This is a genomic window from Winogradskyella sp. PC-19 (genome assembly GCF_002163855.1).
In the GTDB taxonomy this organism is placed as follows: Bacteria; Bacteroidota; Bacteroidia; order Flavobacteriales; family Flavobacteriaceae; genus Winogradskyella.
Map to the genome: position 1 here is coordinate 1427967 of NZ_CP019332.1, position 13122 is coordinate 1441088.

At 32.3% G+C, this 13122-nt stretch carries 9 protein-coding genes; 4 read left to right on the plus strand and 5 right to left on the minus strand.

The window, feature by feature from the left end:
- Positions 1–21: 21 nt before the first annotated feature.
- The 5 genes from BTO05_RS06670 to rsgA all read right to left on the minus strand — a co-directional run bounded on the left by BTO05_RS06670 (position 22) and on the right by rsgA (position 5790).
- Positions 22–348, minus strand: a complete 327-nt coding sequence (locus BTO05_RS06670) for a nucleotide pyrophosphohydrolase (RefSeq protein ID WP_087491908.1) — start codon at positions 346–348, stop codon at positions 22–24.
- 6 nt (positions 349–354) lie between these two features.
- Positions 355–2370, minus strand: a complete 2016-nt coding sequence (locus BTO05_RS06675; RefSeq protein WP_087491909.1) for a transglutaminase domain-containing protein — start codon at positions 2368–2370, stop codon at positions 355–357.
- 21 nt (positions 2371–2391) lie between these two features.
- A complete protein-coding gene (locus tag BTO05_RS06680) occupies positions 2392–4296 on the minus strand; it encodes a DUF3857 domain-containing protein (protein ID WP_087491910.1) in 1905 nt (634 codons plus the stop codon).
- Between the two features lie 71 nt (positions 4297–4367).
- On the minus strand, positions 4368–4820 hold the full coding sequence (gene dtd, locus BTO05_RS06685; protein ID WP_087491911.1) for a D-aminoacyl-tRNA deacylase: 453 nt from the start codon (positions 4818–4820) through the stop codon (positions 4368–4370).
- Positions 4821–4836: 16 nt separating this feature from the next.
- Positions 4837–5790 carry a ribosome small subunit-dependent GTPase A gene (gene rsgA, locus BTO05_RS06690; RefSeq protein ID WP_087491912.1) on the minus strand — a complete coding sequence of 318 codons (954 nt, stop codon included), beginning with the start codon at positions 5788–5790 and terminating at the stop codon, positions 4837–4839.
- Between the two features lie 93 nt (positions 5791–5883).
- Between rsgA and BTO05_RS06695 the strand changes: the two genes are divergently transcribed.
- The 4 genes from BTO05_RS06695 (at position 5884) to BTO05_RS06710 (ending at position 13120) form a co-directional block, all read left to right on the plus strand.
- On the plus strand, positions 5884–6339 hold the full coding sequence (locus tag BTO05_RS06695; protein WP_087491913.1) for a hypothetical protein: 456 nt from the start codon (positions 5884–5886) through the stop codon (positions 6337–6339).
- 212 nt (positions 6340–6551) lie between these two features.
- Positions 6552–8891: a TolC family protein gene (locus BTO05_RS06700; protein ID WP_087491914.1), complete on the plus strand. Its 2340-nt coding sequence runs from the start codon at positions 6552–6554 to the stop codon at positions 8889–8891.
- 14 nt (positions 8892–8905) lie between these two features.
- Positions 8906–10000 carry an efflux RND transporter periplasmic adaptor subunit gene (locus BTO05_RS06705; RefSeq protein WP_087491915.1) on the plus strand — a complete coding sequence of 365 codons (1095 nt, stop codon included), beginning with the start codon at positions 8906–8908 and terminating at the stop codon, positions 9998–10000.
- A 6-nt stretch (positions 10001–10006) separates the two neighbouring features.
- Positions 10007–13120 (plus strand): efflux RND transporter permease subunit, encoded by a 3114-nt coding sequence (locus BTO05_RS06710; protein WP_087491916.1) that lies wholly within the window; start codon positions 10007–10009, stop codon positions 13118–13120.
- The last annotated feature ends 2 nt before the right edge of the window (positions 13121–13122 follow it).

Sequence of the window (13122 nt, forward strand, 5' to 3'; positions counted from 1 at the left end):
AGATTAATCTATAACTTAAAGCTACTTTAATTTCTCGTTATTATGATGTCTATCGTGGTCACGTTTGGTTTTTTTATCCATCTTTTTATCAAAAGCAGTTTGTAAATCAATACCTGTTTGATTTGCTAAACACAAAACTACAAATACAACATCAGCTAGCTCTTCCCCTAGGTCTTTATCTTTATCGCTTTCTTTTTCACTTTGTTCGCCATAACGCCTAGCAATAATACGTGCGACCTCACCTACTTCTTCAGTGAGTTGTGCCATATTAGTAAGCTCGTTAAAATAACGAACACCGTGTTCTTGTATCCAACTATCTACTGCTTTTTGCGCATCTTGAATATTCATAATCTATTATTTTGATAAGACAATTTGCTCTGCTTGTTTAGCAACAACTTTTCCAAAGAATTCTTTAAAGACTACATAATCTGCAGAACCAACAAAAGGTGTTTGCAAATCAAATTCAGTACTTAACTGAATAAAATTACCGTTTTCCTTGAGAATAAAAGAATATTTAATTTTTCCACCAGCGAATTCCATAACCTCACTTTGAGGTAAACTTTCTACCTGGTAGCCTTCTGGCAGCATTATATTAACTATATTTTTTTGCTTTAACGGCACCGAAAAATCAATAGGATATTGACGCTCATCTAATTTGAAAGGATTCTCTTTTTCCGCTAAAAACAGTAAGGGACTAAAATATAACTTTCCACCTATATCCTCTACTGCATCATTTAAAACATAATCGTAAGATCCTGAAAATGTGTTACCATCTTTATCTTCTAATTCTAAATTTGAAACCTCAATGGCACCTTTGTTTCTCTCAATAGCTTTGACTTGGTCGTCTTTACTTAATCCAATGTACTTTTTCTTGTAGCTAAGTGACATATTAGATTTAACAATCTGTCTTACTTTACCTGAAACACTTAAATCCTCTGCCATTTTTACATTTAATGATGTTGACTCTAATGATTGTTGGCTTGACATTAAAGACACCCAACTCGATGAACCATCATCTTTAATTAAACGTCCCTGCCAGTTTAGTGCTCTTTCTGGAAGTACGTTTACTGAACTAAATCGTTCAGAAGCGTCTAATAGAATATACTTTCCTTGATCTTCAACCATACAAATTACATAGTTAAATCCTTTTTGTGTTGGGTATAACGGAATTCCATTATTTCTAGTACTCACTAAGACAGGGTTTGCCTCTACACCTTGAGATTTGAGCATTGCGATTAATAATAAATTGATATCTGCCACATTACCTTCTCCTTCTTTGTATGCATCCTTCGTTCCTTTATACGCAGAAACACCATAATAACCATTCCACTTTACTTTAGATTTTACAAATGCTGATAGAATTGCAGCTTTCTGAAAATCATTTTCGGCACTAGCAGTTACTGATGTTATATCATCTTCAAAAAAGTTTGTTCTTTTGAGTTGCCCACCAAAACTTGCTAGTTTATTAATGGTTTTTGAAACACCTTCCCAAGTAGAAGAAAAAGATTTGGTCTCTGACCCATACTCATTAAGGATTGCTGCTAATTCCATACTCATTTTAGAAACATAATTATTCATACTACCGGCAAAAGCTTCAGCTTTTAAAGCAGGAACATTACTTTCTGAAATAGTTAGTACATCTTGATAATATGAATTGTTAGAATTATTATATGTTGACGTGTTTTCTGTAGCTGAAGTTCCTAAAAATGAAGCCTTTTTTGTAGGCAGTGTTTTCTTTTCTCTTGACTCTTTAATTCTTGGGAAATATGAAGCTTTTGTATTATTAAACTTATTATATCTATAAAATTGAGGCGTAATAATCTTGACATCTAATTTATTGATTGGGATATCATATTGAAACGTAAAATCATCAATAGCAATAAATGGAGACACTATCTTATATGTATATTCTATAACACATCCATCTTGAACATTAGGCATCGTAATTGTGTTTACTTCTGTATAATCATTAATGTCTTCTTCAAAAATGCCGTCTTTTTTAAGCTTTGTTTTTTCAACTTTGTCCCCTTTTAGATTATATGTATATCCTTTAACACTAGACACTTTTTCTTTAGTGGCGCCAGAGCTTCCCTCGTATAAGTAGATTTTTTTTGTAGCCCAATCATAACCCTCTTTATTATATATCTTTATGCGCTCAGTAACTTCTCTGTGTTGCATAAAACCGTCATAATTTGTGAAAATAAAGTAAACGTCTTCTTTTTTTGATAACACTGCTGCATTTGCAGAAGAGTCAATCGGATGTACATTTTCTTGCAATTCTTCTTTTGAGACTTTTCCAAATTTAAAATCTTGAGCCTGCCCAAATGATACCGATACTACTAAAGTGATTAATGCTAAAATTTTTTTCATTCTATAATTATTGATTGGTTGTTAGTTTATTTTAAGTACTATTTTACTCTTATCTAGCTTTACGATTTGCTTTTTAAAATCTCTGAAGGCTTCATAGTCTTTCTTATCATAATTACCTTTTTTCATCAAACAAATTCTAGAATACTTAAGCTTATTGTCTTCTATTTTTTCTAGCTTAAAAGTATATGTGCCAAATTTGGTTTCAATAGTTTCGCCTTCACTCATAGCTTCGACCTCAACACCTTCTGGGAAATTAATAATAAATTCGTCTATATCCTCGTAAGCACGCTGTACTTTAAAATCTAGGTTTCGCTTGTCGTATCGTGGCGGAATATTAGTCACGCGATTGAACATATTTGGCATTAAAATCAATCTATTACCACTTTTTGACGCATAATTAGAAGCGTTAACTTTGATATTCTCTGTAAGTATAACATCTTCTTTGTTATTATCAATATTTATAGAAAGTATATCGAGATTATTGACATTATCCCAATATTCTTTGTAGCCTAATTTTTGATCTCGTAAAGATTTATTTACAATCTCTTCGTGAAGCGCATACTGATACCCTGTTGTTTTTATAGTTATGTCTGCTTCAAGATTTCCTGTTTTTCCAAGACTAATATTTGCAGTCGTTATTTGCTGACTATCCTTAGCATTATAGATTTTTGTATGAACAATTTTTCCGCCTTCTGGAGTCACTAAAAGCACATCTCTATCGTCTGTAAACCCAGCGGTAAACCCAAAAGGATTGGTCTGGCTTGTGCACTCGAGAAAGATATTTTCATCCTCGTTTGGTACGCATAAAATCACATGATTTCCTTCAGTAACCGAAAAATCCTTATCTATACTTTTTAAATCTGAATCTCCCCAAACTACTGTGTAATAAGACGGCACACCAACAGCTTCTAATAACGCCTTTGTATAATTGGTTAAACCTTTACAATCCGAATAACCTAATTTATCTACGTCTGTAGCGTCCATAGGCTTCCAACCTCCTATACCTACCTGCACGCTGATATAACGTGTTTTGTCTTGCATATATTGGTATACTTGCTTGGCTTTTTCTATATCATCAGTTGTATTAGCTGTAAGCGCTTTGACCTCATCAATTGCAGATTGCGGTATTTGGTCAGTACCAGTTATAAGTTTATTATACATCCATTTACCAAAATCTTCCCAATTAGTATTTTCTCCTTTAACACCTTCCATATTAAAAGTATTTAATGCAGCTTTTAATTGTGGAACAATATTAATTATGCCTGGATTGTATGCCTCGAACTTAATCCCTTTTAAATTTGAAGCCTTTAGATGTAAATCAGATATTGATTCTATTTCATAACCTTCAAAATTTTCGGATTTGATTCGAACTTTTATATCTGAATTATTAATGATTTTATACTCTGAATTTTCGACTGAAACGTAATAATCGTCAATTGGATACCACTTTGGTACAAAAGCAGTACTCTTCATTTGCACTTCCGAATTATATTCTAAGGTATATGGATATTTTACTGGCGTGTAGTTTAAATATTTTACACGATTATCAGAATACAAAGTTCCTCCACTTACGGCACTTTCATCATTAAAATCTCTGAGTCTAAATTTTTTTATTTCTTTACCAAATTTGTCATAAATCCGAGCTTCCATTTTCTTAATCTTACTATTACTATCATAGCCTTCATATGCATTTAGATGGCGGTTTCCGTATTCATTAAATACAGTTACAACACGCTTAGTAGTAACATACATATCATCAAAATCATTGATTTCAATCGTTTGGTTATCAAATCTAACCACAGCATTTGCCTTAATCTTTAGTTCAAACGGAATTGTATTTGCCTTGTAATCAGACTCTGACTGAGCCGTCGCATGTATTGATAATAAAGAAAAAAGAAAAAGTAGTGGTATTTTTATAAAGTTCATTCAATCAATTCTTTAGGAATACAATATAACAAGTGTAGATTAATTTACAAATGTAAGTTGTCAATTTATTCTTACACTTTATCTTTACTATCCACGATAATAGTAACAGGACCATCATTTAGAAGTGATACTTTCATATCTGCTCCAAATTCTCCCGATTGAATAACTTTACCTAATTGCAACTGTAGATTTCTTTTAAATTCTTCATATAAAGGAATTGCAACTTCTGGCTTTGCAGCCTTAATATAACTTGGACGATTGCCCTTTTTTGTACTCGCGTGAAGTGTAAACTGACTGACAACAATAATGTTTCCATCAATATCCTGAATAGATTTATTCATCACTCCATTTTCAACAGGAAAGATTCTCATACCTATTATCTTTCGGCATAACCATTCGATATCATCTTTAGTATCCTCATCTATTATACCCAATAAAACCAATAAACCCGTTTTGATAGACGCAACAACCTTATTATCGATTGTAACTGAAGCTTCTGTAACACGCTGAACAACTATTCTCATTTCAAATACATACTACTTACTGAATCTCGTCCCAATTATCTGTTCGGTAATGTTCGTCTTCGCCTTCTAAAATTTGGAGGTAACTTCGGTAACGAGAATAAGATATTTCATCATTTTCTAATGCATCTTTTACCGCACATTTTGGCTCCTTTAAATGCAAACAATTATTGAATTTGCAATCTTGCTTTAACTCAAAAAATTCAGGAAAATAATCGCCGACTTCTTCTTTTTCCATATCAACGACTCCAAAACCTTTAATACCTGGTGTGTCAATGATTTGAGCATCAAAACTTAAATCAAACATCTCTGCAAAAGTAGTTGTGTGCTGCCCTTGCATATGCTGATTTGATATTTCTTTAGTTTTTAAATCTAATGAAGGCTCAATAGCGTTAACTAAAGTCGACTTCCCAACACCAGAATGGCCAGCGAACATACTTATTTTGCCTAACATTAGTTCTTTGACTTTGTCTATATTCTTACCAGTCGTTGCCGATATACCGATACACTCATAACCAATTTTTCGGTAAATACTCGCCAAATACTTTACTTCTAATATTGTTTCTTCATCATAAGCATCAATCTTATTAAATAAAATTACTGTATTAATGCTATATGCTTCTGCAGTGACTAAAAAACGATCAATAAAACTTGTAAATGTTGGAGGATTATTGATGGTTACTAATAGGAATACTTGATCTACATTTGATGCAATTATATGCGTTTGTTTCGAAAGATTTACTGACTTTCTAACTATATAATTTTTTCGTTCTTCAATACGTTTTATAACACCTGTTTCGGTGTTATTCTTTGTTTCTACATCAAATTCTACTATATCGCCAACAGCAATTGGGTTTGTACTCTTTATGCCTTGTATTCGGAATTTACCCTTAATACGGCATTCGTAGAACTTACCGTTAGGTGTTTTCACAGTATACCAGCTTCCTGTTGATTTGTAAACGATTCCAATCATAATATAAGATTACAAAGAAACAACATTTCGCAAAAAGTAAGGTTGTTTAATAATTGTATATTTAATATTGAAAAATTAAAACAATTACATTTTATGAAAAAATTCTTACTAGTAGTAGCCTTCATTGGCTTATCATTCGCAGAAATCAGTGCTCAAGTAGAGTATAAAGTTATTACAAGTGTCGAATCTATTGTACCAAGTGGTCTTGGACGAAGCCGAATTGTATCAGCATCAGAAGACAGAAACTACCAAGATTTTACTTCTCAAAGAAGTAGCGACAAGAAAGAAGACAAGAGAAATAAGTCAGACCGAGGAGAAATTCGAGTGAAAAACTTTGAAGAGACAAAACTTTTAAACTTCTATAATATTGGAGGTATTCGTTTTCAGAATATTGCTGCGAACGATGCTGTAATATCTTCAAAAATTAATACTATGATTTCTGAAGGATGGGAATTAGCTTTTGTTAATACAGGTGTAGAAAGTGTTGGAGGAAAAGGTGATAACAATGGAATATTTATTACAAGGTATATTTTTAAAAGAAGCCTGTAATAAAATACATTACACAAATACAGACTCGTAATTGGGGAATCTATATTATTTTAGGTTCTACTTTTAAAATGCCTCCATAAGTTGTTTTAAAAGCATCTATTTATTAAACTCTAAAAATTAAGATTATTCCTAAGTCATCAATAATGTGAAAGATTGTTAATCAATCAAATTATAGTTATTTTTACTTTTAATGATATAATACTACCATACAAATGCGCTATATCCTCAGTTTTTTTCTGTCTTTTTTTATAACGACTTTAACTTTTTCTCAAGACAAGACTTTTAAGATTGGATTCTTATTAGATAAAAACTCAGTTGAAATTAATGAGTTATTAAAGGAACTTTCTGATGAAATATCTGCTGTTGTCGGAGAAGATGCAGTATTAGAATTCCCAGAAGTAAGTAAATTGGTCAATAATTTTGACTCATCTACAGCTCTAAATAACTATAATGTATTAGTTAAAAACAATACAGATATTATTATTGCTTTTGGTGTTGTTAATAATGCTGTAATATCTAAAATCGGCACTTACCAAAAACCAACAATTGTCTTTGGAGCATTAAGTGAAGAGTTATTGACTGATGAGTCATTAGTTTCTAATATCACAAATTACACATCTATAGTTACATCACAGTCTTACATTGAAGATATTAAACTACTCCAAAAATTAGCTAGTCCAAAAACAATAGGTGTTGTTGTTGAAAAAGCATTCATAGATAACTTACCCATTGCATCTACTTTTAATGATATAAGTAAAGATTTAAACATTGAAATAAAACTAATTCCTTTTGACTCATTATCAGACATTACTAGTAATTTAGATAATATTGATGCTGTTTATTTGGCTGGTGGTTTTTACTTGTCTGATTCGGAAATGCAAGAATTAGCAAATGTACTTATCGAGAAACGGTTACCATCTTTTACTAGTAACCCAGTAAAGGATGTAATAAATGGTATTCTTGCAACAAGTCATGATCAATCAGAACTCAACCAGTTTTTTAGACGAATTGCATTAACTGTCGAGTCCATTTTAAATGGAAATGCTTTGTCAACATTAAGTACAAAGTTAGAATCTAAAAGTACTTTAACCGTTAATTATAATACCGCTGAAAAAATTGGATTACCACTTAAATATAGTTTAATAGCAAGCACAAGTTTTGTTGGTAACCCTAAAGAAATTGTAGCAGATAAAACATATACGCTTGTTAGCGTAATGCAAGAAGCTATTACTGAAAACTTAGAACTTCAGACTATTGATAAAGATATTAGCTTAACTAAAAAAGATTTAGAGTTAGCAAAAAGCGATTATTTACCAAATATTACAGCTGGTGTCACAGGAACTTATGTTGATCCGCAATTGGCTGAAGTTAGCAATGGTCAAAGCCCTGAGATAACAACTTCTGGAAATATAACCCTACAACAAACCATATTTTCTGAAGCGGCTAATGCGAATATTAGTATACAAAAATCTCTGAGAGATGCACAGCAAGAAAACTATAATAGTGAAGCTCTAAATACTGTTTTTAATACGGCTACAGCCTATTTTACAGCATTAATTCTTAAGGCGAACTTGTCTATTCAAAATCAGAATTTAGAACTTACTAAGTATAACCTAAAGATAGCTACTGAAAATTATGAAGCTGGTCAAGCTGGTAAATCTGATGTATTACGTTTTAAATCGGAAATGGCTCAAAATACACAGCAAATGGTTGAGGCCATAAATAAATTAGAACAAGGTTATTATGTATTGAATCAATTATTAAACAATCCTATTGATACTAAAATAGATGTTGAAGAAGCAGAATTAAAAAAAGGAGTTTTTAGTAATTATAATTATGAACAATTAGGACAATTTTTAGATGACCCAACTTTAAGATTTCCTTTTATAAAATTCTTAGTTCAAGAGGCGATTAACAATGCACCAGAGTTAAAGGCTTTAGATTATAATGTAAAAGCCACGGAAAGAAGTGAGCGGTTATATGGAGCTGGTCGCTTTCTACCAACATTTGCGTTACAAGGTCAATACAATTATGAATTTTCAAGATCCGGGACTGGCTCAAGTTTTCCTTCGGGATTCCCTGTTATACCAGACGGGTATTATACTGTAGGATTAAATGTTTCCTTACCGATATTCAATCAGAATAGACAAAATATTAACAAACAAATAGCTACATTACAAAAAGAGCAGCTAGAAATCTCTAGAGATAACATAACTCTAAATATCGAAAAGAATATAAATGATGCCGTCTTACAGTTGATTAATCAGATTTCAAATATTCAGTTATCAAAAGTTTTTGAAGATACTGCTAAGGAGGCTTTAGACCTAACCCAAACATCTTATGCTAATGGAGCGGTGAATATTGTTCAGCTTTTAGATGCTCAGAATAATTATTTGCAAGCGCAGCTTGCAAGTGCTAATGCCACATATAATTACTTACAAAGTTCTATGCAATTAGAGCGCTCGTTGGGTCTGTTCTTTTTATTACAAGATGAAAGTGAAAGAACCGCTTTTATTCAACGCTTTTTAAAATTTACTCAAAATAACGATTAACAACAAACACAATTATGATAAAACTATCAAATCAAATTTTTAAAATCAGCTGTTCACTCGCAGTACTTTTTATGATGAGTTGTGGTGAAAAAGAAGTTAAAGAAGAAGTGATTTTAAGACCTGTTAAATATAGTGAAGTTACTTATTTAGGTGGTGAAAAAGCAAGACAATTTAGCGGAACTGCAAAAACAGAGAAAATTGTAAATCTCAGTTTTAGAAGTAGTGGAATTATAACAAAGCTAGATATGAATTTAGGGCAAAAAGTAAAAAAAGGTACTCTTCTGGGAACTTTAGATAATGTAGCTGCAAGGCTAAATTATGAATCAGCTATAGAATCAAAAAATAGCACTGAGTCTCAAATGAATACTGCTAAACTTGCGTTAAACCGTATGAGAACATTGTATGAAAAGGGTAGTTCCTCATTAAGTGATTATGAAGCAGCAAAGAATTCTTACAGAACTGCCTTAGCAAGTTTTGAATCTTCTAAACGGAGTGTTGCTATTCAACAAGATCAAATACGATTTGGGTATCTATATGCGCCAGAGGATGGTGTTATAGCTTCTGTTACTTCAGAAGTTGATGAAAACGTTTCTCCTGGGCAAGTAGTTGGCGTACTAAATGCTGGTACAGCAATAGAAATTAGTTTAGGTCTGCCAGAGTCAGTTATTAATGCTGTAAAAAAAGATATGGAAGTTAAAGTATCATTTACAGCAATAGAAGGGGAAACATTTAATGCCGTTATTACTGAAGTAGCACCAGCCTTAAATGCCAATACTTCTACATATCCAATCACCGTAATGGTAACTGATAGTAATGAACGTATCAAAAGTGGTATGGCAGCTAATGTCCTATTTGAATTTGTATATGAAGACATGGCAAAAAATATTATCGTTGTACCTGCAAATGCGGTTGGCGAAGATGGTAATGGAAGATTTGTTTTCTTAGTTGAAGGTGAGCAAAATAAGGCAACTGTAAAAAAACAATCAATTACTATAGGAAATCTAACATCAGAAGGATTTGAAGTTAAAACGGGATTAAAAGCCGGTCAAAAGATAGCTACAGCTGGTTTACAAACTTTACTAGATGGACAAGACGTAAAACTAAACTAATCTTAGATGAACTTAACAGCCTTTTCCATTAATAGAAACCGTATTACCTTTACGGTTCTTACCACCATATTAATCTTAGGTATGGTTTTCTATCAATCTTTATCAAGAGATAGTATGCCTCCTTACACTGTTAGAGTAGCAACTGTAGTATCTTCATTTCCTGGCTCAAGTCCTGAGCGTGTAGAACAATTGGTAACTGATAAAGTTGAAAAAATAGTTCAAGAACTGCCAGAATTAAAAGAAGTCAGTAGTACATCTAGGTCTGGTCTATCTGTTGTTACTGTTGAATTAAAAGATCAAGTTAAACCAGAAGATCTTCAAGCTGTTTGGGACAGGTTAAGAAGAAAGTTAACTCAGATTCAAGGTTTACCATCAGGTGTTAATCCAAACTTAAATGATGATGGTATTGGTGAAGTTTTTGGAATTGCTGTCGGATTAGTAATAGACGGTTTTTCTTATGCAGAAGCTAAGGACTATGTTGACGATATTAAAGATGATTTTATAAAATTAGATTTAGCGGCAAAAGTAGAGGTTGGAGGTGTACAAGATGAACGTGTTTTTATTGAATTTGACAATGCTAGATTAAAAGAATATGGGTTAACTGCTTCTAAATTGCAAAGCATTATAAGTTCTACAAATATATTAAGTTCTGGAGGGCAAATTAATCTCGGTGATGAACGTATTATTTTAGAACCATCGGGAAATTTCAACTCTGTAAAAGATATTGAGCAAACTTTAATTCCTGTTGGTGATGGCTCTCAATTAGTATATCTAGGTGACATCACAACAATTAAACAAGATTATATAGATCCGCCAAGCCAATTAGTTACTGTTAATGGACAGAAGGCTATTTCAATGCATATTAATCTTAAAGAGGATGCCAATATTATACAATTAGGTGCAGACTTAGATGTCGTTATTAAAGAATGGGAAAATAATCTACCTGTAGGATTAGAGTTAAAGCGTCTGTCTTCTTTAGACACTTATATAGACAATAAGATTAGTGATTTTATTATCAATTTAATTCAATCTATAAGTATCGTGCTTATTGTAATGCTTGTATTCTTAGGATTTAGAACTGGTGGTATTATTGCAAGTTTAATACCTATGGTAACCATAATGACGCTAATGCTAATGGGTGTTATTGATATGGGATTAAATCAAGTGACTCTGGCTGCATTAATTATGGCTTTGGGTATGATGGTAGATAATGCAATAGTTGTTGCCGAAACGATTTTGGTAAAGATGGAAAATGGGATTGATGCTAAGAAAGCGGCTATTGATGCTTGTAGTGAATTGTTTACACCTTTACTAATTTCTACGCTTACGACTTCAGCAGCATTCCTAGCATTTTACATGGCAGAATCTACTATGGGTGATATTGTAGGGCCAATATTTGTCGTAATTTCTTTAGCACTACTTTCATCTTGGATTTTGGCTTTAACAGTAATTACACTATTATGTTATCTCTTCCTTAAAGTAATTCCAAAGTCAGAAAAGAAAGTAAGCTTTATTGATAAAATCATTAACAAACTAAAACTTTACTATAAAGACTTAATATTAATAGCATTATCATACAAAAGGTTGGTTCTCTTCGGAATTATTGCTGCTTTCTTTTTATCACTTTTAGGCTTCGGGAAAATTGCATTTGTATTTTTTCCAGATAGTGATAGAAATATGATTACTGTAGATATTAATTTACCTCAAGGAACAAGAATCGAAGCTACAGAGCAAGTTGTAAAAGATATTGAAAACTTCATGAAAACCAACCTATTAGTCAATGACAGTAAGCCTAATGGAGTTATAGATTGGTCAGCCTACGTTGGTAAGGGTCCAGAATCTTATGATTTAGGGTATTCTACAGATGAACCAGACGCGAGTTATGCCCACATATTAATAAACACCTCTGATTTTATTTACAACAATGATCTAGTTGAAAAATTGGACAAGCACTGTTTCAACAATTTTCCTAATGCAGATATTAAAGTAGGTCTATTAGGATCTGGAGGCGGTGGCATTCCTATTGAAATTAAGATCTCTGGTGATAATCCAGATATACTTGCTGAACTATCAGAACAAACCAAACAAAAATTAAAAACAGTTTCAGGAACCAAAAATATTAAAGACGATTGGGGACCAAAAACGAAAAAATTTGTAGTTAATATTGACCAAAACAAAGCCCAGTTGGCTGGTATTACAAGTGCTGATATAGCGACATCATTACAAACGGTTTTAGATGGCTTTCAAACTGGAGAATATCGCGAAGACAATAAATCAATTCCCATTTTAATGAGAAGTAATGAAAGCCAACAACAGACATTAGCCTCCATTGAGACGTTAAATATTTTTGCCCAGAACTCCGGTAAAAGTGTGCCTTTATTACAAGTTGCATCTATTGATCCACAATGGCAATATGCTAAGATTAAGCGTTTAGATATTGATAGAACAATAAATGTAAGTAGTGAGTTAAATGCAACTGGAAATGCTTCTTCGATAATGAAAATAATGACACCATACATGGAGAAAACCTCTGCAAATTGGCCAGAAGGTTATACTTATAAATTTGGTGGTGATGCTGAAAATACTGCAGAAAATATGGGAGCTGTAATTAGTTATTTACCTTTATCTGGCTTTATAATTCTTCTTCTTTTAATTATTATGTTCAATTCGATTAGAAAAACGATTATGGTAGCTGCAACTATCCCATTAGGTATCATTGGAGTTGTAATTGGTTTACTAATTTTTCAGGAACCATTTGGATTTATGCCATTTTTAGGTGTAATATCTTTGGCAGGAATTGTAATTAATAATGCAATTGTACTGATAGATAGAATTCAAATTGAGGAAAGTGAAATTAAACGTCCAATACAGGATGCAATTATAGCTGCTTGCTTACAACGATTTAGACCAATTTTGTTGGCAACATTTACAACCGTTTTAGGGTTAATCCCATTGTATTTAAGTGGTGGTGAAATGTGGGAAGGTATGGCAGTAAGTATTATGATTGGGCTATTATTTGGTACTGTAATCACCTTATTATTTATACCTTCATTCTATAGTATATTATTTAAAGTAAATTATAAAGATTATGAGTTTAATGAATCTATACTTGATGATTAATT